Genomic DNA, 22,693 nt, shown 5'->3' with positions numbered 1-22,693 from the left:
GCCACCGTTTACCAGGGCATGTTGACTAAAATTGTGAGCGCTTCGCAAAGAGGTTGATATGTCTTCTACATTGCCGCTGACCCTCAGCGCAATTCTGGCTCGTCGTGACTGGGAAAACCCGGGCGTGACGCAGTGGAATCGTCTGGCCGCACACGCGCCTTTTCATAGCTGGCGCGATGAAACCCTCGCCCGGGAGGATAAGCCTTCGCTGAGCAAGCGTCTGCTTAACGGCATCTGGCGATTCAGCTTTTTCCCGGCACCAGAGCAGGTGCCCGAGGCATGGGTAACGGACGATCTGTCTGATGCCGTTGAGATGCCCGTGCCGTCGAACTGGCAGATGGAGGGATTTGATACCCCCATCTACACCAACGTCACCTATCCGATAAATGTGAACCCGCCCTATGTTCCGGCTGAAAACCCAACCGGTTGTTACTCGCTCACATTTGAGATGGATGATGCCTGGCTGCTCAGCGGGCAAAACCGCATTATCTTTGATGGGGTGAATTCAGCTTTTCATCTGTGGTGTAACGGCCAGTGGATAGGCTATTCCCAGGACAGCCGTCTGCCTGCGGAGTTCGACCTCAGCGCGGTGCTGCGACCGGGGCAGAACCGCCTGGCGGTGATGGTGTTACGCTGGTGCGACGGAAGCTACCTTGAAGATCAGGACATGTGGCGGATGAGCGGCATTTTCCGTGACGTCTCGCTGCTGCACAAGCCGGAAACGCAGATTGCCGATTATCAGATCGTGACCGATCTGAATGCCGAATGCGATCGGGCGCTGCTCCAGGTTGACGTTGCGCTGGAAGGCTTACGCTATGCCGAATGCGAGGTGGCGTTTACCCTGTGGCGTAACGGCGAAGCCTGCGCGCAAATCACGCAACAGCCCGGATCGGCCATCGTGGACGAACGCGGCAGTTGGGCGGAGCGGCTCACGGTGGCGATACCCGTGAACAATCCCGCGCTGTGGAGCGCTGAAACACCGGAACGCTATCGTTTGACCATGTCGCTTCGGGATGTGCAGGGCAACATGCTGGAGACTGAAGCCTGCGATGTCGGTTTCAGACGCGTCGAAATCAGCAACGGCCTGCTGAAGCTTAACGGCAAACCGCTGCTGATCCGCGGCGTGAACCGTCATGAACATCATCCTGAGAAGGGGCAGGTGATGGATGAGGCGACCATGCGCCGCGACATCGAACTGATGAAGCAGCATAACTTCAATGCCGTGCGCTGCTCGCATTATCCGAATCACCCTCTGTGGTACACGCTTTGCGATCGCTACGGCCTGTACGTGGTCGATGAGGCGAATATTGAAACCCATGGCATGGTGCCGATGAGCCGCCTGGCGGACGATCCGCGCTGGCTGCCTGCCATGATCGAACGCGTCACGCGTATGGTGCAGCGGGACCGGAATCATCCGTCCATCATCATCTGGTCCCTGGGGAATGAGTCCGGGCATGGGGCGAATCACGATGCGCTGTACCGCTGGCTGAAAACCACCGATCCCACGCGGCCGGTGCAGTACGAAGGCGGGGGGGCCAGTACGGCGGCAACTGATATTATTTGCCCGATGTATGCCCGCGTCGATCAGGATCAGCCGTTCCCGGCGGTGCCAAAGTGGTCGATTAAAAAATGGATTGGTATGCCGGACGAAACCCGTCCGCTGATCCTGTGCGAGTATGCCCACGCGATGGGTAACAGCTTTGGCGGCTTTGCCAGCTACTGGCAGGCATTCCGCAGCCATCCCCGGTTGCAGGGCGGCTTTGTCTGGGACTGGCTCGATCAGGCACTGACGAAAAAAGCGGAAGACGGCACGGCATTCTGGGCCTACGGCGGCGATTTTGGCGATAAGCCCAACGACCGTCAGTTCTGCCTCAACGGGCTGGTGTTTCCCGATCGCACTCCGCATCCCGCCCTTTACGAGGCGCAGCGTGCCCAGCAGTTCTTTACCTTTACGCTGGTGAGCACCGTTCCGCTGGTCGTCGAGATCCAGAGCGATTATCTGTTCCGTCATACTGACAACGAGAGTCTGCGATGGTCGGTGGCGCGTGACGGTGCGGTGTTGGCTTCCGGCGAAATAACCCTTTCTGTTGCGCCCCAGGGAACACAGCGCGTTGAGATCCCGCAGACTGAATTGGGCGCTGAACCGGGCGAGGTCTGGCTCAACGTGGAGATCGTTCAGCCGCAGGCCACGCCGTGGTCGCCGTCCGGCCACCGTTGTGCCTGGGATCAGTGGCCGCTCCCGGCTCCGCTGTACCTTACGCCACCGAAAGCAGACGGAACCCCACCACAGTTAACGGTGCAGGAAGAGGTGCTGGACATCACTCATCAGCAGCAGCGCTGGCAGTTTAGCCGTCTCACCGGCAACCTGACCCAGTGGTGGAACGCGGGCGCTGAAACGCTCCGTTCCCCGCTAACGGATAGCTTTACCCGGGCGCCGCTGGATAATGACATTGGCGTCAGCGAGGCGACCCGCATCGATCCGAACGCGTGGGTGGAACGCTGGAAAGCGGCAGGGATGTATGAGATATCCTCGCGCCTTATCCAGTGTGAAGCGGAACAGCATGCCCGTGAGGTGGTGGTGACCACGCAGCACGTCTGGGAGCATCAGGGTAAAGCGCTGTTTATCAGCTACAAGGTCTGGCGGATTGATGACCACGGGTTACTGCACGGTGATGTGCAGGTGACGGTGGCGTCTGACATTCCTGAACCCGCTCGCGTGGGCCTGAGCGTTATGCTGGCGGATATCCCGCAAACGGTGCGCTGGCTGGGGCTGGGCCCGCTGGAGAACTATCCGGACAGAAAACTGGCGGCGCAGCGGGGGCGCTGGGCGTTACCGCTGGACGCCATGCAGACGCCGTATATCTTCCCGACGGAGAACGGTTTACGCTGCGACACCCGTGAGCTGACGTTTGGCTCACATCACTTCCAGGGACAGTTCCATTTCTCCCTGAGCCGTTACAGCCAGCAGCAACTGCATACGACAACGCATCAGCACTTGCTGCGGGAAGAGGCTGGCTGCTGGTTGAATCTTGATGCCTTCCACATGGGCGTGGGGGGGGACGACTCATGGAGCCCGAGCGTAGCTCCCGCCTTCATTCTGCAAAACCGTCGGCTGCGCTACACGTTTTGCTGGCAGCAGAACGGCTGAGCCGATACGTGCGGCCACTGCCGTGGCCGCACGTAACACCGCGTAATGGGTTTATTTCCTGAGGTTGTGCTCGGCCCAGCGAATGAAATCTTCTTTAGGCAGCGCCTTGCTGAAATACCAGCCCTGTCCGTACTGCACGCCGTGGCGATGCAACCATTCGAGCTGCCCTTCAGTTTCAATGCCTTCTGCGACCATCGCCAGCTTAAGCGATTTGGCCATTTCGATGATGTGGGGAGTCACGTTCTTATACTCCAGCGCGTCCACAAAGGATTTATCAATCTTCAGGGTATCGACATCAAGATCCTGCAAATAGCTCAGGCTGGAGTAACCCGTACCAAAATCATCAATGTAGATGGCATGCCCGGAGCGCCGAAACGCAGCGATGGCAGGGGCGCTGACGGCAGGATCGGCAAAGCCGCGCTCGGTCAATTCAAGGGCGATCTGGCGCGGGTGGACGCCCCATTTGTTGAGCAATTGACTCAGCAGGCGAGGCAGCTCGGGGGACGTTAAATCGGCTGGCGAAAGGTTGACAGAAATGTGCAGTTCCGGGTGATGATGCAGCCAGGCACCTAAATCCTCAAACACCTTATTCACCACCAGCTGTGTCAGCGTTGAAATAAGCCCCGTCTGCTCCGCCAGGGGAACAAAGAGATTAGGCGACAGGTCACTGCCATCTGGCTGCGGCCAGCGCATCAGCGCTTCTGCACCCACCAGTTTTCCACTGCATAGCGCCACAATGGGCTGATAGTAAACCTCGATCTCCCGGTTGTTGATCGCGTCGATCAGCCGGTTACGCGGGGAAAGCAAACGGCGGAGGATGCGAAGCACAATAAGGGCTGCAACCAGGCTTATCAGTATGCCTGCCGGTAGCCAGATGATCAGCTGCTGATGCCAGGATGCCGCGAGCGGTTTTAACGATGCCCAGGCAATAACCGTAAGCCCCAGTTCTGGCACCGGTTTCAACACGTACATCGAGCCGTTGTATTGCACGCGCTTAACGTCCTGCTGCTCCTTAACGACAGAAAGAATATACGGGTCGAGAATATTGCTTCTGGCAAATATCCGATGGGTTTCGCTTCCCACCAGGGCGGCATCCATCGAAATGTCACCGAACGGGACAACATCCACAAGCGACGCCGGATCGACCATTACCAGATAATGTCCTTTCCCCAGAACGGCCATATAACGGTGAATGCCGAGGTCGTTTTGCGAGGTGAGCCACGCGCTATATCCGTCTGCGGTGATCCGCATCGGGGGCGGTAAGATCGCCGTATTACTGGATTGTTCCAGAGAGGAGCAGAGCGGCTTCAGGTTATCGATATACATCACTTCCTGAATATAGCGCCATGAGAACGCGACACGACGCATTTCGCGTAAGTGCGGAGGAGTGCAGGGCGGGGCGTTGAACAACTGTAGGTGCGTGAGCGCCTGTTTTGCCTGCGCAACGACTCTGTCGGTACGGATCAGGGCGCGCGAGGCATATCTGTCCAGTGCATCCACAAATTTCGCCTCTGCCTGACGATGCGCCAGCCAGATACTGAGGCACACAGGGACCAGCACAGAGAAGATCAGTACGCCTGTCACCAGGCTGACCAGATGTCGGGTTCGCATGCTGCTGTATCCTTTCCATATGCCCGACCAGGGCATGGAGTTTGCGCGCCAGATGAAAAATTTTTTATCGCTAAATGATATAGTTATAGCATGTAACAGTCTCTCGCAGTATTTGAAAACCTTTCAAAAACAGGCTGTGCGTCACAGGGGTTGTTTTTGCAGCAAAGCTCAGATAGTATTTTGTTATGTTATAACAATACATGAAGGCCAGAGATGAAACCGAATATCCATCCAACCTATCGCACCGTTGTGTTTCACGACACCACGGCTAATGAATATTTTAAAGTTGGCTCAACGATTAAGACAGACCGTGAAATTGAACTTGAGGGGAAAACGTATCCCTACGTTACTCTTGATGTCTCCTCTAAATCACATCCGTTTTATACCGGGAAGCAGAAGACCTTCTCGACGGATGGCAGCGCGGCACGCTTCCGCAAGCGTTTTGGTGGCTTTCTTGATGCGAAGCGAGGCTAATCATGCAGGTGCTTAACTCATTGCGCAGTGCAAAACAGCGTCACCCGGATTGCCAGATAGTCAAACGCAAGGGACGCTTATACGTGATTTGCAAATCTAACCCGCGCTTTAAGGCGGTGCAGGGGCGTAAAAAAAGACGCTAGACGCGCGTTTCTCGCCAGCTTTCCAGGGATCTTTTCTGTTTGCCATCGACGGTAAAATTGTCGGTGGCAAGCCAGCTTTCAAACGCGCTCGCCAGCGCTGACCACTCTTTGTCGAGAATTGAAAACCAGTCGGTGTCCCGGTTTCGGCCTTTAATGACCAGCGCCTGGCGAAAACGCCCTTCAAACTGAAACCCAAGACGCAGGGCCGCTTTGCGGGAGGGTTCGTTCAGGCTGTTGCACTTCCATTCATAACGTCGGTAGCCCAGGGTATCGAACACGTACCGCATCAGCAGATACTGCGCTTCTGTCGACATGGGCGTGCGGCTTAACAGTGACGAGAAGTGAACATGTCCCACTTCTACAACGCCGTTTTTAGGATCGATCCGCATAAGGGACAGCGTCCCGACAGGAGATTGGGTCTGGTTATCGATAACGCTAAAGTGGATGGGATCGGATAATTTGCTCACGCTCGCTACCCATTCGGCAAACTCCACTGCGGTGGCATCGGGTTCACGCAGCAGCCACGTCCAGCTTCGGGTATCTCCGGCCAGGGAATACGCAGAGAACAACGCGTGGGCATGCTCCACGCGCAGCGGCTCAAGCCGACAATAGCGACCCTGAAGTACCATCCGGGACGGGTGCGGGCGAGGCTGCCAGTCGGTAAGGCTTTCCCCTACAGGTTGTCCAAACTCATTGAATACACTCATCTTTATTTCCACGATGTTGAAAAGATCTCCAGATTAGTGAATTACTGGTTCCTTAAAAAGAACCACCAGGCTATGTTTTGCTGGTACCACGAGGAGGTAAAGATGAATATACCGGGTGATGAGCTATACACCCTGCTCCATGCTGCGCTGAAAAAACGTGGGGAAGAAACGCTCCAGCGCGCGCTCTACCTTGCTTTGCGGGAGGCCATACTGTGCGGAAGGCTTCGGTCCGGCAGTCATTTGCCCGGCTCGCGAACGCTGGCGCAGCAGATCTCGGTGTCCCGAAACACCGTTAATGCGGCGCTGGACCAGCTCACGCTCGAAGGTTATTTGCTGCGTAGCCGCCAGGGTACGCGGGTGGGGCAATTCGCTCATCGTACGATTGCCCGGACATTACCGGACCCGGACGTCAGGCTGACAAAACGTGTTGCCCTGCTGCCCGAGCCTGTGCCGCGCGACACTCCGGTGATGGCATTTACGCCAGGAACGCCTGCCATCAACTATTTCCCCTTGCCGCTGTGGCGGCGGTTATACGATCGCGTCCTGCGCGAGGAGGGGAGCGCCCTGTTAGGGTATGGCGACCCGGCCGGCGAGCCGACGCTACGGGCCGCCATTGCCCGCCATCTTGCGCTCTCCCGCGGCATTGACTGCGATGCCAGCCAGATTGTGATAACCGAAGGGGCACTGGAGGGCGTCAATCTGTGCACGATGCTGTTAAGCGAGCCGGGGGATGTCGCCTGGGTTGAAAATCCCGGCTATAGCGGCGCTAAAAGCGCTTTCGTCAAAACCGGCCTGGCGATGAGCGGCATACCGGTTGATGACGAGGGAATGTGCTGGGAAGGGTTGTGTGCGCCTTCACCCACGCTGATTTTTACCTCGCCATCGCATCAGTTCCCTTACGGAAGCGTGCTCAGCGCGCGGCGGCGTCTGGCGCTGCTGGAACTGGCCCGGCAGCACAGCGCGTGGATCATTGAGGACGATTACGACAGCGAATTCCGTTATGCCGGTGAGCCCGTACCGGCGATGCTGGGAATGGTCAACAATGCGCCCGTTGTGTATCTGGGGACGTTCAGCAAAACGCTGTTTCCGTCGCTCAGAATGGGGTTCATGGTATTACCGCCAGCGCTGGCGAAGGCAGCGCGTCCGGCCATCGGCTCGCTGCTGCGCGGCGGGCATCGCGCTGAACAGCGCACCCTGGCGCTATTTATTGAGGAAGGCCACTATGCGCGACATCTTGCCGCCATGCGCCGACTTTATCGTAAGCGATACCGCCAGCTGCGGGAGGTGCTAAGTGCAGAGCTTCATACGCCGCACCGTGTTCTTGCCGGAGAAGGAGGGATGCACCTGGCGCTGGCGATTGACGGTATCGACGACCAGCGGCTGGTGGAGCAGGCAAGAGCGTTTCAGCTGGCACCCGCTGCACTGAGCGGGTACTACCTTGAGACGACGCAGGGGCAAACCGGTCTGGTTTTAGGTTACGGCAATACCTCTGCTTCGCAGTTTGCGCCGGGTATTCGACGTCTTCAGGCGCTCATTACACAGCAGCGGGGCGGGAAAGGGTAAAGACATCATAAAAAGAGAGCTGGCCCTTGGTGAGGACCATTTTCTGCAACTTCTCTTTTTGCCCGGCTTCGACAGCCGGCGAGTGCAGGATGCTGTCGATCAGCTCCTTCGGCACGTAACGCGTGTTGTACCACTCCCCGTTGTAGCAGACGCGGAAATCGAGTACGTCGATATCTTCATACCGGTAACGCGGATTGACGTCGAAAAAGAAAAACGCGTTAAACACCACGAACAGCACAACCAGCAGCCAGACGGAATCGACCAGCGTTTCAGACTTCAGCATGACGATAAGCGTTGCCAGCCAGGCGGCGTACATGGCGACGAACAATCCGGGATGATTGCGAATAAAGCTGATGCTAAAGCGCGGACGATTGTCGCGCTTTTCGCGGGTATTGAGCTCGTCGATGGTGGCGGTAAGCAGGCGCTGTATCTCTGTCATTTTTTGCCTTTATGATTGTTAAAAATACAGGTGATCTGCCTATTTTATGAGAGGGGTTTATGCGATGAAAGTAACAGTTATGCCAGGAAAAAGCATAACAGTTACTCAGGATGCGCTTAGATCATTTTAATGATTTTCGCCGGATTCCCGCCCACTACCGCATTGGCCGGCACGTCTTTGGTCACTACCGCGCCGGAAGCGATAACCGCATTATCGCCAATGGTCACGCCCGGATTAATCACCGCGCGTCCGCCGATCCAGACGTTATGGCCTATGGTGACCGATTTACCGTACTCCAGCCCGCTGTTACGTTCGGTCGCGTCCAGAGGATGCGTGGCCGTATAAATGTGCACCCCCGGTGCGAGCATACAGTTATCGCCAATGCGGATAGGGCAGACGTCCAGCATGACGCAGTCGAAGTTGGCGTAAAAATTGTTGCCCAGATAGATGTTATAGCCGTAGTCGCAGCGGAAACTCGGCTCAATATAAGCGCCTTCGCTTTGACCCAGCAGGTCAGATAATAAGGCGCGACGTTCGGCCTTCTCATCGGGTGCGGTATGGTTATAGCGGTGAACAATATGACGAGCGCGTAAACGGTCAGCCCTCAGCGTGTCATCGCCGGGGCGATAATATTCACCGGCAATCATCTTCTGTTTTTCTTCACTCATGGGAACCTCTCTGGAATCGTTTTACGTAGCGTAAAGAGGATTAGCCAGAAAGGGAACGTTCCCTAAAAGTGACTGTGACAGGAGTCACAACATTCTTGCGTATAAATACGTTTTATACGGGGACCTGGCGTTTGCACTTGAAGCGTAATACGAAAGGTAAATTCAGCTTAACAACGGGCGTAGTGCCTTTAAGTCTCTCTTCAACGACTAACGAACAAATTTCCATACCGAAGAGGGGATCTTGTCATAGAGTTTATTCATGGTCAGTTCAGCAAGACGATGGTCGGCAGCTGAATAAAATACCGCCAGTTCATTATCAGACAGCTCGTATTTATTTTTCTCAATAACACGTTCGAGCGTGTCAATTGACTGACAGCGTCGCAGGCGCATCAAATAATCGACTTTAGTTAATGGTTTATCAGACATAAAATTCACCTTAGTATTTGTAATAATTTTAACAGGAAAGACTAACCGGATTAGCTCTGCTGACATTCGTGAAGCAGCGAAATAGACGGTTTCCTGATTTACGCCATTTCTGCAAATCCTGTGCGTTAATGCCGTAGCTGCTGAACAACATAAAGGTGTCGTCCAGGTATTCATCAATTTGCTCTATCAACTTATTATCTTCATTGTACTTAATTTTATAATTAAGTGCGAAGGTTGCGATATGCTCGATCAGCTCATTAAGCTGTAAATTGATAGCAGACGTTGGATCGTTCACCCAGCCATGGTTACTTTCTTCAAGATTGGCAAGGCAGTCATGGTACAAGGATTCGCAGAGAAATTTCAACTGCGCGATATCATGCCTTTTTGGCGAGTACTCGTCCATAGCGCATCCCCTTCTGAGTGATTTTTTACTCACCGAACATCATGTCGGGATGGATACAACTTGCTTAGCCACACGGGAGCTGTGTTCCTGATAACACTAACTATAAGCCACTCTGATCAGGATTTCACCGCGCTATTACGAAAAATTACAATTAAAACGTTTCCTTGCGAGCGCTTACGCAAATGTGACCTCAGACGCGAACACTTTTATCAAGAGAAACCCTTTTTTTCATCCGTTCCTTAAGATTCATTGAGTTAGCGCAATGTTTCATTTGAAGTCCGGATTCAGATGTCTTCGGCATTTACGATGATTTAGGATTTGTCCGAATATTTTAGGCGATGAATTGATATTAAAAGAATGCTGAATTCTACGATTAGCTTATCGGATTATTATGATAAGTCTTATCAGGACGGGTGAAAATAAATAAAACGACAATAAGACTATTTTATGAATTTTTCTGAAAATGAAAAAGGCCGCAAATGCGGCCTTTTTATCATGTGAAACCGGTATCAGTGATGTTCTACCGAATGATTGTGCTCCACATCTTCATTTTTGCGGCTAAAGCGGCGACGTACCACCACGAAGAACACCGGTACAAAGAAGATGGCGAGAACGGTCGCAGTGACCATACCACCCATTACACCGGTACCTACCGCGTTCTGTGCGCCGGAGCCTGCGCCTGAGCTGATAACCAGCGGCATAACGCCGAGGATAAACGCCAGGGACGTCATCAGGATTGGACGCAGACGCATACGAACGGCTTCAAGCGTTGCTTCAATCAGGCCTTTACCTTCTTTCTCCATCAGATCTTTGGCGAATTCGACGATAAGTATCGCGTTCTTCGCCGACAAGCCAATGGTTGTCAGCAGGCCCACCTGGAAGTAAACGTCGTTAGTCAGCCCACGGAAGGTTGCGGCAAGCAGCGCACCGATAACCCCCAGCGGAACCACGAGCATAACGGAGAACGGAATCGACCAGCTCTCATACAATGCCGCCAGACACAGGAACACCACAATCAGTGAAATGGCGTACAGGGCAGGGGCCTGGTTACCGGACAGACGTTCCTGATAGGACATACCGGTCCAGTCGTAGCCAATACCCGCAGGCAGTTTGCTGGCCAACTCTTCCATCAGGTTCATGGCTTCACCGGTGCTTCGGCCCGGCGCCGCCTGACCGAGGATCTCCATCGATGGCAAGCCGTTATAACGCTCCAGACGCGGCGAACCGTATTCCCAGCGCGAAGTTGAGAAGGCTGAGAACGGCACCATCTGGCCATCGCTGCCGCGAACGTACCAGTTGTTGATATCGTTCGGCAGCATACGGTATTGCGCTTCGGACATGACGTACACTTTCTTCACGCGACCACGGTCGATGAAGTCGTTGACGTAGCTGCCACCCCAGGCTGCACCCAGCGTGGTATTGATGTCACTGATGGACACACCCAGCGCCTGTGCTTTTTCCTGGTCGATATCGATCTTGTACTGCGGCGTATCTTCCAGACCGTTAGGACGCACGCCCACCAGCAGGTCAGGGTGTTTAGCCACCTCGCCAAATAGCTGGTTACGCGCCTGAGTCAGTTTTTCGTGGCCCAGACCGCCCTGGTCAATCAGCTGGAAGTCGAAGCCGGTCGCCGTACCCAGTTCAACAATCGCTGGCAGGTTAAAGGCGAAGACCATCGCATCTTTAATCTGTGAGAAGGTACCCATGGCCCGGTTGGTAATGGCTTCAACTTTGTTCTCATCACCCGGGCGTTCGGACCAGTCTTTCAGAGAAACGAAGGCAATACCGGTGTTCTGACCACGACCCGCGAAGCCAAAGCCGTTAACCGCAAACACGGATTCGACGTTGTCTTTCTCTTTGGTCAGGAAGTAGTCGGTCATCTCATCCAGCACTTTTTGCGTACGTTCTTGCGTCGCACCCGCCGGAAGCTGAGCCATGCTCAGGAACACGCCCTGGTCTTCATCTGGCAGGAACGAGCTTGGCAGACGAACAAACAGGAAAGCCATGCCCACCACGATGATGATATAGAGCAGCAGATAACGACCGGTGCTGCGCAGGATGTTCCCCACGCTGTCGGTGTAGTGATGCGTACTCTTATCAAACATGCGGTTAAACCAGCCGAAGAACCCTTTGTGCTCGCCGTGGCCACCTTTCTTAATCGGCTTCAGCATGGTCGCACACAGGGCTGGCGTCAGGATCAGGGCTACCAGCACCGACAGCGCCATCGCGGAAACGATGGTAATAGAGAACTGACGGTAAATCGCACCGGTTGAACCCCCGAAAAAGGCCATCGGGATAAATACCGCAGACAGAACCATCGCGATACCGACCAGCGCGCCCTGGATCTGGCCCATTGATTTACGGGTTGCTTCCTTCGGCGGCAGGCCTTCTTCCGCCATCACACGCTCAACGTTTTCGACCACTACGATGGCGTCATCCACCAGCAGGCCGATGGCGAGCACCATCCCGAACATCGTCAGGGTGTTTATCGAATAGCCAAATATCGCCAGAACCGCGAAGGTGCCGAGCAGTACAACCGGCACGGCGATGGTTGGGATCAGCGTTGCGCGGAAGTTTTGCAGGAACAGGTACATTACCAGGAAGACGAGGATGATCGCCTCAACCAGGGTTTTTACCACTTCGTGAATCGAAATTTTAACGAACGGCGTGGTGTCATACGGGTAAACAATTTTCAGACCTGACGGGAAGAAAGGTTCCATCTTCTTCAGTTCTGCACGGATAGCCGTCGCGGTGTCCAGGGCGTTCGCCCCAGTCGCCAGTTTGATACCTAAACCGGAAGCCGGTTTACCGTTGAACTTCGCAATAACGTCGTAGTTCTCGCCACCCAGCTCCACTTTCGCCACGTCACGCAGGCGAACCTGCGAACCGTCCTGATTCACCTTCAGCAGAATTTTACTGAACTCATCCGCCGAGGTCAGACGCGTTTGCGCGATGATAGACGCATTAAGCTGCTGACCTTTCACCGGCGGCGTGCCGCCTAACTGACCGGCTGCAACCTGGGCGTTTTGCGCTTTAATTGCGCTGATCACGTCAACCGGGGTCAGCTGGAAGTTGTTCAGCTTATTCGGATCCATCCAGATACGCATCGCGTACTGTGAACCGAACAGCTGAACGTCACCCACACCAGACGTACGGCTGATGGCGTCCTTCATGTTGGCGCCCACGTAGTCGGAAATATCTTCCTGCGTCATGGTGCCATCGGTGTTAATCACGCCGACAACCATCAGGAAGCTACTGGACGATTTCTCGACGCTCACACCCTGTTGTTGCACTTCCTGCGGCAGCAGGGGCATCGCCAGCTGCAGTTTGTTCTGCACCTGAACCTGCGCAATGTCCGCATCCGTACCGGATTCAAAGGTCAGGGTAATCTGAACTGTACCGGTTGAGTCACTGTTTGAGGACATGTACATCAGGTTATCGATACCGTTCATGTTCTGTTCGATAACCTGCGTAACGGTGTCCTGCACCGTTTTGGCATCAGCGCCCGGGTAGGTTGCGGAGATCGTCACTGCCGGCGGCGCAATCGTTGGATATTGCGCAACAGGCAGCTTCAGGATCGCAAGTCCCCCGGCCAGCATGATGATAATGGCGATCACCCACGCAAATATGGGGCGATCGATAAAGAAATTAGGCATGTCTTAACGGCTCCTGTTTAAGTTAAGACTTGGTTTGTTCTGACTGGCCAGCGGCCGATGCTTGTTGTTTGTCGTCAGATTTCACTTCCTGAGCTTTGACCTGCGCGCCAGGACGAACTTTTTGCAAACCAGTAATAATCACGCGATCGCCATCTTTCAGACCTTCCGTTACCAGCCACTTGTCGCCAATCGCCTGCGTTGCAGTGATATTGCGTGTTTCGACTTTGTTATCGGCACCTACAACCAGCGCGCTCGCATCGCCGCGTGGCGTACGGGTCACACCTTGCTGCGGAACCAGAATGGCGCTTGGGTTAGTCCCTTCTTCAAGACGGGCGCGTACGAACATACCCGGCAGCAGGGTTTTATCCGGATTCGGGAAAATAGCCCGGATGGTGATAGAGCCGGTGGTCTGATCGACGGTCACATCAGAAAATTCCAGTGTGCCTGTCTGTGAGAACTTGATACCGTCGTTGGTAACCAGTTCAACTTTGGCTTTACCGTTTTCCTGTTTCAGTTGTCCGCTGGCAAGCTCCTGTTTGAGACGCAGGAAATCGTTGCTGGACTGTGTAACGTCAACGTAGATCGGGTCAAGCTGCTGCACGGTGGCCAGCGCGTTGGTTTGACCGTTCTGCACCAGCGCACCTTCGGTGACGGCTGATTTACCAATCCGACCGCTGATAGGGGAGGTCACTTTGGTGTAGGCGAGGTTAATACGCGCGGTTTCTACCGCCGCTTTCGCCGCCACAACGGCTGCATTGGCTTGCTGTGCATCGGCCAGGGCAGAATCGTAATCCTGTTGGCTGATGTACTGCGTGCCGAGCAGTTTCTTGTAACGATTCAACGTCAGTTGCGAAATTTTGGCTGCCGCTTCTGCTTTCGCCAGATCGCCTTTAGCGCTCTCATAAGACGCCTGATAGGTTGCTGGATCAATCTGATAAAGAGACTCACCTGCTTTCACATCACCGCCTTCGGTGAAGTTACGTTTCAGGATGATACCGCTCACCTGCGGACGTACTTCTGCAATGCGATAGGCGCTGGTGCGGCCCGGTAGTTCTGTTGTCATCTGGAGAGGTTCGGATTTGAGCGTCACGACGCCAACTTCTGGCACCTGCTGAGCTCCTTGTTGAGCCTCTTTGTCGTCACATCCTGTAAGCGCTAAGCTGCCTGAGAGCATCAGAACGACCGCCAGAGGCGTTAACCCTCTGTTTTTGTTCATATGTAAACCTCGAGTGTCCGATTTCAAATTGATCAAGGGTCCTGAGTCTAAAAACCCATTGCTGCGTTTATATTATCGTCATGCTATGGTACATACATTCATAAATGTATGTAAATCTGACTCCTGTAAATTCATCAACGTATGGCACGAAAAACCAAACAACAAGCGCTGGAAACCCGACAACACATTCTGGATGTGGCAATGCGTTTGTTCTCACAGCAGGGTGTTTCGGCAACCTCGCTGGCGCAGATTGCTCAGGCCGCGGGCGTCACGCGGGGAGCGATTTACTGGCATTTTAAAGACAAGTCAGATCTGTTTGGTGAAATCTGGGAGCTTTCAGAGTCCAGCATCAGCGATCTTGAGAGTGAGTATCGGGCAAAATTCCCTCACGATCCACTCTCAGTATTAAGAGAAATATTAGTATATATCCTTGAAGCGACTGTTGTGGAAGAACGCCGACGTCTGATGATGGAAATCATCTTCCATAAATGTGAGTTTGTTGGCGAAATGGCGGTGGTTCAGCAGGCGCAGCGCGACCTGTGTCTGGAAAGCTACGATCGCATCGAGCAAGTTCTTAAGGAATGTATGCAGGCCGACATGCTTCCCGCTACGCTGTTAACGCGCCGGGCGGCGATCCTGATGCGCAGTTATATTTCCGGCCTGATGGAAAACTGGCTTTTCGCCCCGCAGTCGTTCGATCTGAAATCAGAGGCGCGCAGCTACGTCGCGATTTTCCTGGAGATGTGCCAGCTTTGCCCGACCCTCCGCAGCGAGGGAGCGCCGCTTACTGCCTGAATCTTTCCAGGAAATGTCTTAGAGGATTACCTTCCCGCTATTCTGCTTTAGCCGGGCGTGATATTCTTCACGCCCGACTATTTTCGGTCATTTCTCAGATCACATTCACGACTATGCTGCACACCTATCGCTCGACACATTCTGTTCTGGCCGTTTTTTTGATCCTGCTGTTTTTCTTTGCAGCCGCACCGCATTCCTGGGCCCGTGCAGACAACGGCAGTGACGTCCCGACGCGTGCCGAGGTTCAGTCGCAACTCGACACCCTGAATAAACAAAAAGATCTCTCCGCCCAGGAAAAGCTCGTTCAGCAGGACCTGACGGAAACCCTGGATACGCTGGATAAGATCGATCGCATCAAAGCCGAAACGGCCCAGTTGCGGCAGAAGGTCGCTCAGGCGCCGGAGAACATGCGTAAAGCAACGGAGGCCCTGAACGCGCTTAGCGACGTTGATAACGACGATGAAACCCGAAAAACGCTTGCCACGCTTTCGTTGCGCCAGCTTGAGTCGCGCGTGGCGCAGCTGCTGGACGATCTGCAAACGGCGCAGTCCGATCTCTCGACCTATAACAGCCAGCTGGTTTCGCTGCAAACCCAGCCTGAGCGCGTGCAGAACGCCATGTATTCTGCATCGCAACAGCTACAGCAGATACGTAACCGTCTGAATGGCATCACTGTGGGGGAAGGGGCGCTTCGACCGACCCAGCAAACGCTGCTGAACATCCAGCAGACGCTGCTGAACGCGGAGATTGAACAGCAGCGTAAGAGTCTGGAAGGCAACACGGTGTTGCAGGATGCGCTGCAAAAACAGCGTGACTACGTGAACGCGAATATCAACCGGCTCGAGCATCAGCTTCAGCTGTTGCAGGAGGCGGTGAACAGCAAGCGCCTGACGCTGACCGAAAAAACGGCGCAGGAAGCGGTCTCGCCAGACGAAACGGCGCGTATCCAGGCCAATCCGCTGGTGAAGCAGGAGCTGGAGATTAATCATCAGCTGAGCGAGCGCCTGATTCAGGCGACTGAAAGCGGCAGCGCGCTGGTGCAGCAGAATATTAAAGTCAAAAACTGGCTGGATCGCGCTTTGCAGGCTGAGCGCAATGTCAAAGAGCAGATTGCCGTCCTGAAGGGAAGCCTGCTGCTGTCGCGCATTCTTTACCAGCAGCAGCAGACGCTGCCGTCCGCCGACGAGCTGGAAGACATGACCAACCGCATTGCGGATTTGCGTCTTGAACAGTTTGACGTTAACCAGCAGCGCGATGCCCTGTTCCAGAGCGATACGTTTGTTGCCAAAGTGGAAGAAGGCCATTCAAGTGAAGTAAACGGTGAAGTTCACGACGCGCTGTTGCAGGTTGTGGATATGCGCCGCGAACTGCTCGATCAGCTTAATAAGCAGCTAGGCAACCAGCTGATGATGGCGATTAACCTGCAAATCAACCAGCAGCAGCTGGTGAGCGTGTCTAAAAGCCTCCAGGAGATCCTGACCCAGCAGATTTTCTGGGTGAACAGCAACAAACCCATGGACTGGGACTGGTTTAAATCTTTCCCTGAAACGCTGAAATCCCAGATCAAAAGCATGAAAATTACCGTGAACTGGGAGAAAGCCTGGCCTGCGGTAATGATTGCCTTCCTTGCGGGTCTGCCTTTGCTGCTCATCGCCGGAGTAATACGCTGGCGTTTGAAATGGCTGAAGCAGTACCAGGCGAAGCTGGCCTCGGAAGTGGGGCAACTGCGTAACGACAGCCAGCTGCACACACCGAAAGCGATCCTGATCGATCTGATCCGTGCTCTGCCGGTCTGCCTGCTGATCCTCGCCGTCGGCCTGATCCTGTTGACCATGCAGCTCAATATCAGCGACCTGCTGTGGGCGTTCAGCAAAAAGCTGGCGCTGTTCTGGCTGGTGTTTGGTCTGTGCTGGAAAGTGCTGGAAAAAGATGGCGTCGCGGTCCGACACTTCAACATGCCGGAGAAACTCACCAGCCACTGGCGTCGCCAGATTGTACGTATCAGCCTCGCGCTGTTGCCGCTGCACTTCTGGTCCGTTGTGGCCGAGCTTTCGCCGCTGCATCTGATGGATGACGTGCTGGGACAGCTGGTAATTATGCTGAACCTGCTGCTGATAGCCGTCCTGATGTGGCCGATGTGCCGCGACAGCTGGCGTGATAAAGAGTCCCACAATCTTCGTCTGGTTACCGTAACGGTGCTGGCGATCATTCCGCTGGCGCTGATGGTGCTGACGGCAACGGGTTACTTCTATACCACGCTTCGTCTGTCAGGCCGCTGGATTGAAACCGTGTATCTGGTGATCCTGTGGAACCTGCTGTTCCAGACCGTGCTGCGCGGTTTGAGCGTGGCGGCGCGCCGCATTGCTTATCGTCGCGCTGTTGCCCGTCGACAGCATCAGGTTAAAGAGGGGGCTGAAGGGGCTGAGCCGCAGGAAGAGCCGACCATTGCCCTGGAGCAGGTCAACCAGCAAACGATGCGTATTACCATGCTGGTGATGATTGCGCTGTTTGCGGTGATGTTCTGGGCCATCTGGTCTGATTTAATTACCGTCTTCGCCTACCTCGACAGTATCACCCTCTGGCAATACAACGGTACCGAAGCGGGCGCTGCGGTAATGAAAAGCGTCACCATGGGCAGCCTGCTCTTTGCGCTGGTGTCCTCGGTGGTGGCCTGGGCGTTGATCCGCAACCTGCCTGGTCTGCTGGAAGTGCTGGTGCTCTCAAGGCTGAACCTGCGTCAGGGGGCGTCGTATGCCATTACCACCATCCTGAACTACGTCATTATTATTGTCGGGGCGATGACGGTATTCGGCTCGCTGGGCGTCTCGTGGGATAAACTCCAGTGGCTGGCGGCGGCGCTGTCGGTAGGTCTGGGCTTCGGCTTGCAGGAGATCTTCGGTAACTTTGTTTCTGGCCTGATAATCCTGTTCGAACGTCCGGTACGTATCGGCGATACCGTCACCATCGGCACCTTCTCCGGGACCGTCAGCAAGATCCGTATTCGTGCGACCACCATCACTGACTTCGATCGTAAAGAGGTGATCATCCCGAACAAAGCCTTCGTGACCGAGCGACTGATCAACTGGTCGCTTTCGGATACTACGACGCGCGTGGTGGTCCGACTCGGGGTGGCCTATGGTTCAGATCTGGATAAAGTGAAAGAGGTCCTGCTGGAAGCCGCGAAATCACATCCTAAAGTGATGCACGATCCTGCGCCTGACGTGTTCTTCACCACCTTCGGGCCAAGCACGCTGGATCATGAGCTGCGCCTGTACGTACGCGAACTACGCGATCGCAGCTACACCGTCGATGAGCTGAACCGCACCATTGACCGTCTGTGCCGTGAAAACAACATTAATATCGCCTTCAATCAGCTTGAGGTTCACCTGCGTAACGAGAAAGGTGACGAACATACGGAAGTGAAGCGCGAGATTAAGGGTGACGAAAACTCCGCCCCTCACCCTGCCCTCTCCCCAGAGGGGAGAGGGTAAAAAGCGAATCAGGGCAGATCTTTCAAACCGCACCTAACGGTCCCCTCTCCCTCCAGGGAGAGGGCTAGGGTGAGGGTGAGGGCAACCGGCCTTCACCTTTCCCTCAAAATCCCGCCGCACAATCTCCAGCGCTTTCAGCACCGTCTCCGCCGGGATCTCGTGATTCTCCAGCAGCATAATTAAATCGACGGCCAGCTTGACCTCGTCGGGGGCATTTTCCAGTGACATTAGTGGCTCCTGTTAACGGGTCAGGCGTTCAATGACGCGTTCAATCTCATCCAGCGCCTGACGGCAGCGGACGATGCGGCCTTCCAGCGCGCTGATTTCACGCATTAATAACTGCTGCTCTTGCAGCGTTTCGCTGGTGGTCAGGCGGGCTTCGCGCTCACACTTCATCTCAAACAGACGCCGCTCAAACTCCTGGTTCTCCAGCCGCTTGCGCTGCCATTTTCCGAGCCCAGGCGAGGCGCTGTCCCACGCCCGTAGCGGCCAGGCGGCGATTTCGCGGTGCAGGGCGGTGATCTGCTCAGTAAGATGCTCCGCAAGCCACACCACCTGTTCCTGCTGTTCACTCTCAACCGCGTGGCGAAGCTCGTCGAGGTTGGTCTGCATCTCAGCAAGGTAATCCTGAATGACGGTACTGCGGGTGCGGAAGAGCTGCCGGTCAAAGCGCGGTTTCAGCGTAGCATGTCCCATCAGCGGTGTGGCCTGCGCCCGCAGCGCGATCAGCTGATTTTGCAGCCTCTCAAGAAGCAGTGCTGTTTTCAATGCGCTCTCCAGTGGTAAAGTAGCCGTTCAGTTTGATAACGATTCGCATTATGCAGCGTACTATTTTAATCATCATTGGCTGGCTCGCGGTAGTGCTGGGTACGCTGGGCATCGTATTGCCCTTGCTGCCGACCACCCCGTTCATCCTGTTGGCCGCCTGGTGCTTCGCCCGCTCGTCGCCGCGTTTTCACCACTGGCTCCTGTACCGTTCGTGGTTTGGCGGCTACCTGCGGCACTGGCAAAAACACCGGGCCATGCCGCCCGGGGCCAAGCCGCGCGCCATTGCCTTCATCCTGATCACCTTCGCCGTCTCGTTATGGCTGGTGAAAATGATGTGGGTGCGCATTCTGCTGCTGGCAATCCTGGCCTGCCTGCTGATCTTCATGTGGCGGATCCCCGTGGTTGATGAAAAGCAACAAAAGCACTGAAGCCTCATCATGGCGGTTGCAATTATGGCGCACAGCCAGTAAATTCGACCGTTTTCGAGCACAGGTGCGCCTGGTCAAAGGTTAAACAACTGTTACTTTGACCGACTCGTCGCGCGCCGTGAGTAACACTGTTTCATTTAGGCACAAACCGATGACCGCAACTGCACAGCAGCTTGAATATCTGAAAAATAGCATCAAAAGTATCCAGGATTATCCAAAGCCTGGCATTCTTTTCCGTGATGTCACCAGCTTGCTGGAAGACCCGAAAGCGTACGCCCTCAGCATTGAACTGCTGGTTGAGCGTTATAAAAACGCCGGGATCACTAAAGTAGTAGGTACCGAAGCCCGTGGCTTCCTGTTCGGCGCACCGGTTGCGCTGGCGATGGGCGTGGGTTTTGTGCCGGTGCGTAAGCCGCGCAAACTGCCGCGTGAAACCATTGCTGAGAGCTATGAGCTGGAATACGGCACCGATCAGCTGGAAATTCACGTTGATGCCATCAAGCCAGGCGACAAAGTGCTGGTGGTGGACGATCTGCTGGCAACCGGCGGCACCATCGAAGCGACCGTGAAGCTGATCCGTCGTCTGGGCGGGGAAGTGACCGACGCGGCCTTCATCATCAACCTGTTCGATCTCGGCGGCGAGCAGCGCCTGGAAAAACAGGGTATTACCAGCTACAGCCTGGTGCCTTTCCCGGGACATTAATCCCGTATCTCACAACCTCGCTCAATGGGTGAGGTTGTGATAGCATTCCCCTCCATTAATTCACCTTCCAGCGTTGCAGAGCCTGCCCATGAGTTATCAGGTGTTAGCCCGTAAATGGCGACCACAAACCTTTGCTGACGTTGTCGGTCAGGAACATGTGCTGACGGCCCTGGCGAACGGCTTGTCGCTAGGTCGCATCCATCACGCCTATCTTTTCTCCGGCACCCGCGGCGTCGGTAAAACCTCTATTGCCCGTCTGCTGGCAAAAGGTCTGAACTGCGAAACCGGGATCACCGCCACCCCGTGCGGCGTATGTGACAACTGCCGGGAGATCGAGCAGGGGCGTTTTGTCGATCTGATCGAGATCGACGCCGCCTCGCGCACCAAGGTGGAAGACACTCGCGATCTGCTCGACAACGTGCAGTACGCCCCGGCGCGCGGCCGCTTCAAGGTCTATCTGATCGATGAAGTACACATGCTGTCGCGCCACAGCTTCAACGCCCTGCTGAAAACGCTGGAAGAGCCGCCTGCGCATGTCAAATTCCTGCTGGCGACCACCGATCCGCAAAAGCTGCCGGTCACGATCCTGTCGCGCTGCCTGCAATTTCATCTGAAGGCGCTGGACGTTGAGCAGATCCGCGCTCAGCTTGAACACATTCTTGATGAAGAGAAGATCGTTCACGAGCCGCGCGCCCTGCAGCTGCTGGCCCGCGCGGCGGACGGAAGCCTGCGTGATGCGCTGAGCCTGACTGACCAGGCAATTGCCAGCGGTGACGGTAAGCTTTCCACTGACGCGGTCAGCACCATGCTCGGCACGCTGGATGACGATCAGGCGCTGTCGCTTATCGAAGCGATGATTGCCGCCAACGGTGAGCGGGTAATGACCCTCGTCAACGATGCCGCCGCCCGTGGCATTGAATGGGAAGCGCTGCTGGTCGAGATGCTCAGCCTGCTGCATCGCGTGGCGATGCTGCAATTGTCTCCGTCGGCCATTGGCGCGGACATGGCGACCATTGAACAGCGGATGCGTGAACTTGCGCGCACCGTGCCGCCGGCTGACGTGCAGCTTTATTATCAAACCCTGCTGATTGGCCGCAAAGAGCTGCCGTTTGCACCGGATCGCCGGATGGGCGTTGAAATGACGCTGCTGCGCGCGCTGGCCTTCCATCCGCGCAAGCCATTGCCGGAGCCGGAAACGCCCCGGCAGTCCTTTGCGCCGGTTGCGCCGACCGCGGTAATGTCACCGCAGCAGGTGCCACCGCAACCGGCATCGCCGCCGCCGCAGAACGTGCCGCTGTCGGATGCCACCAGTTCGGTGCTTGCCGCACGAAGCCAGTTGCAACGCGCGCAGGGAGCAACCAAACCAAAAAAGAGTGAACCGGCAGCGCCTGCAAGAGCGCGGCCGGTGAACAACGCCGCGCTTGAACGACTGGCCTCGGTAACGGAGCGCGTGCAGTCGCGTCCGGCACCGTCCGCGCTCGAGCAAAAAGCCCCGGCGAAAGAAGAGGCATACCGCTGGAAGGCGACTACCGTTGTTGAAACGGTCAAGGAAGTGGTCGCCACGCCAAAAGCGCTGAAAAAGGCGCTTGAGCATGAAAAAACGCCGGAGCTGTCCGCGAAGCTCGCGGAAGAGTCCATCGAGCGCGACGCCTGGGCCGCTGAGGTCAGCAAACTTCAGCTGCCGAAGCTGGTGGAGCAGGTCGCGCTGAATGCCTGGAAAGAGCAGGAAGGCAATCAGGTGCGTCTGCACCTGCGCCCTGGCCAGCGGCACCTCAACTCCCCAGGCGCGCAAAAGGCGCTGGCCGAGGCGCTTACCGCATTACAGGGTGTGCCGGTTGAATTGACTATCATTGAAGATGATAATCCGGCGGTGAAAACGCCGCTCGAGTGGCGACAGGCGATTTATGAAGAGAAGCTCGCGCAGGCGCGCGAGTCGATTATCGCGGATAACAACATCCAGACCCTGCGCCGGTTCTTCGACGCCGATCTGGATGAAGAGAGTATTCGCCCCCTTTGATCGTGAGTCTGACTTACGGTTGTAATCCTTAACGTGA

The 22,693-nt window shown here is 55.4% G+C and carries 19 protein-coding genes and 1 other annotated feature; of the genes, 9 read left to right on the top strand and 10 right to left on the bottom strand.

What is annotated here, in order from left to right; all coding sequences use genetic code 11:
• Positions 1-58: 58 nt before the first annotated feature.
• On the top strand, positions 59-3,148 hold the full coding sequence (locus SK51_RS21675) for a beta-galactosidase (RefSeq protein WP_023305591.1): 3,090 nt from the start codon (positions 59-61) through the stop codon (positions 3,146-3,148).
• A 51-nt stretch (positions 3,149-3,199) separates the two neighbouring features.
• Here SK51_RS21675 and SK51_RS21670 read toward each other — a convergent pair whose 3' ends face one another.
• Entirely contained in the window at positions 3,200-4,759 is a 1,560-nt protein-coding gene (locus SK51_RS21670; protein ID WP_032676383.1) for an EAL domain-containing protein, read from the bottom strand.
• Between the two features lie 213 nt (positions 4,760-4,972).
• Between SK51_RS21670 and SK51_RS21660 the strand changes: the two genes are divergently transcribed.
• Both SK51_RS21660 and ykgO read left to right on the top strand, forming a co-directional pair.
• On the top strand, positions 4,973-5,233 hold the full coding sequence (locus SK51_RS21660) for a type B 50S ribosomal protein L31 (RefSeq protein WP_015571255.1): 261 nt from the start codon (positions 4,973-4,975) through the stop codon (positions 5,231-5,233).
• A gap of 2 nt (positions 5,234-5,235) precedes the next feature.
• Positions 5,236-5,376 (top strand): type B 50S ribosomal protein L36, encoded by a 141-nt coding sequence (gene ykgO, locus SK51_RS21655; RefSeq protein WP_003859006.1) that lies wholly within the window; start codon positions 5,236-5,238, stop codon positions 5,374-5,376.
• Here ykgO and SK51_RS21650 read toward each other — a convergent pair.
• The gene (locus SK51_RS21650) at positions 5,373-6,083 is read right to left on the bottom strand and encodes a GNAT family N-acetyltransferase (RefSeq protein WP_023305593.1); all 711 of its coding nucleotides are present in this window, start codon (positions 6,081-6,083) and stop codon (positions 5,373-5,375) included. The genes ykgO and SK51_RS21650 overlap by 4 nt on opposite strands.
• Positions 6,084-6,185: 102 nt before the next feature.
• On the opposite strand from SK51_RS21650, the gene pdxR reads away from it, so the two are divergent.
• Positions 6,186-7,646 (top strand): MocR-like pyridoxine biosynthesis transcription factor PdxR, encoded by a 1,461-nt coding sequence (gene pdxR / locus SK51_RS21645; protein WP_023305594.1) that lies wholly within the window; start codon positions 6,186-6,188, stop codon positions 7,644-7,646.
• Here the strand turns inward: pdxR and SK51_RS21640 are convergent.
• The 6 genes from SK51_RS21640 to acrA all read right to left on the bottom strand — a co-directional run bounded on the left by SK51_RS21640 (position 7,618) and on the right by acrA (position 14,454).
• Positions 7,618-8,085 carry a YlaC family protein gene (locus SK51_RS21640; RefSeq protein WP_023305595.1) on the bottom strand — a complete coding sequence of 156 codons (468 nt, stop codon included), beginning with the start codon at positions 8,083-8,085 and terminating at the stop codon, positions 7,618-7,620. The genes pdxR and SK51_RS21640 overlap by 29 nt on opposite strands.
• A gap of 116 nt (positions 8,086-8,201) precedes the next feature.
• Positions 8,202-8,753 carry a maltose O-acetyltransferase gene (gene maa, locus SK51_RS21635; protein WP_023305596.1) on the bottom strand — a complete coding sequence of 184 codons (552 nt, stop codon included), beginning with the start codon at positions 8,751-8,753 and terminating at the stop codon, positions 8,202-8,204.
• Positions 8,754-8,960: 207 nt separating this feature from the next.
• Positions 8,961-9,179, bottom strand: coding sequence for an HHA domain-containing protein (locus tag SK51_RS21630; RefSeq protein ID WP_015571250.1), 219 nt, complete (start codon positions 9,177-9,179; stop codon positions 8,961-8,963).
• A gap of 28 nt (positions 9,180-9,207) precedes the next feature.
• On the bottom strand, positions 9,208-9,582 hold the full coding sequence (gene tomB / locus SK51_RS21625) for an Hha toxicity modulator TomB (RefSeq protein WP_006809850.1): 375 nt from the start codon (positions 9,580-9,582) through the stop codon (positions 9,208-9,210).
• A 509-nt stretch (positions 9,583-10,091) separates the two neighbouring features.
• Complete coding sequence (acrB, locus tag SK51_RS21620) at positions 10,092-13,238, bottom strand: multidrug efflux RND transporter permease subunit AcrB (protein ID WP_023299464.1); 3,147 nt, start codon at positions 13,236-13,238, stop codon at positions 10,092-10,094.
• Positions 13,239-13,260: 22 nt separating this feature from the next.
• Positions 13,261-14,454, bottom strand: coding sequence for a multidrug efflux RND transporter periplasmic adaptor subunit AcrA (gene acrA / locus SK51_RS21615; RefSeq protein ID WP_022647272.1), 1,194 nt, complete (start codon positions 14,452-14,454; stop codon positions 13,261-13,263).
• Positions 14,455-14,595: 141 nt separating this feature from the next.
• Here acrA and acrR point away from each other — a divergent pair, with 141 nt between their 5' ends.
• Positions 14,596-15,249 carry a multidrug efflux transporter transcriptional repressor AcrR gene (acrR, locus tag SK51_RS21610; RefSeq protein WP_032624732.1) on the top strand — a complete coding sequence of 218 codons (654 nt, stop codon included), beginning with the start codon at positions 14,596-14,598 and terminating at the stop codon, positions 15,247-15,249.
• 113 nt (positions 15,250-15,362) lie between these two features.
• A complete protein-coding gene (mscK, locus tag SK51_RS21605; RefSeq protein ID WP_023305598.1) occupies positions 15,363-18,740 on the top strand; it encodes a mechanosensitive channel MscK in 3,378 nt (1,125 codons plus the stop codon).
• A 33-nt stretch (positions 18,741-18,773) separates the two neighbouring features.
• Here the strand turns inward: mscK and rsmS are convergent, their stop codons facing one another.
• Both rsmS and priC read right to left on the bottom strand, forming a co-directional pair.
• The gene (rsmS, locus tag SK51_RS21600) at positions 18,774-18,968 is read right to left on the bottom strand and encodes a pleiotropic regulatory protein RsmS (protein ID WP_022647275.1); all 195 of its coding nucleotides are present in this window, start codon (positions 18,966-18,968) and stop codon (positions 18,774-18,776) included.
• A gap of 12 nt (positions 18,969-18,980) precedes the next feature.
• Entirely contained in the window at positions 18,981-19,508 is a 528-nt protein-coding gene (gene priC, locus SK51_RS21595) for a primosomal replication protein N'' (RefSeq protein WP_022647276.1), read from the bottom strand.
• Between the two features lie 50 nt (positions 19,509-19,558).
• Here priC and SK51_RS21590 point away from each other — a divergent pair, with 50 nt between their 5' ends.
• From SK51_RS21590 to dnaX, 3 genes are all read left to right on the top strand, one after another.
• Positions 19,559-19,936 (top strand): DUF454 family protein, encoded by a 378-nt coding sequence (locus SK51_RS21590; RefSeq protein WP_001189855.1) that lies wholly within the window; start codon positions 19,559-19,561, stop codon positions 19,934-19,936.
• A gap of 151 nt (positions 19,937-20,087) precedes the next feature.
• Complete coding sequence (gene apt / locus SK51_RS21585; RefSeq protein WP_000127359.1) at positions 20,088-20,639, top strand: adenine phosphoribosyltransferase; 552 nt, start codon at positions 20,088-20,090, stop codon at positions 20,637-20,639.
• 88 nt (positions 20,640-20,727) lie between these two features.
• Entirely contained in the window at positions 20,728-22,656 is a 1,929-nt protein-coding gene (dnaX, locus tag SK51_RS21580) for a DNA polymerase III subunit gamma/tau (RefSeq protein WP_023299467.1), read from the top strand.
• Positions 21,986-22,050: a sequence feature (DnaX frameshifting element), on the top strand. It overlaps the preceding gene by 65 nt.
• Positions 22,657-22,693: the final 37 nt, after the last annotated feature.

Origin of the sequence: Enterobacter sp. MGH85 (genome assembly GCF_001037655.1) — a bacterium.
GTDB classification, from domain to species: Bacteria; Pseudomonadota; Gammaproteobacteria; order Enterobacterales; family Enterobacteriaceae; genus Enterobacter; species Enterobacter intestinihominis.
The sequence above is the reverse complement of the archived record's forward strand: the minus strand, read 5'-3'. Positions and strand labels throughout refer to the sequence as shown.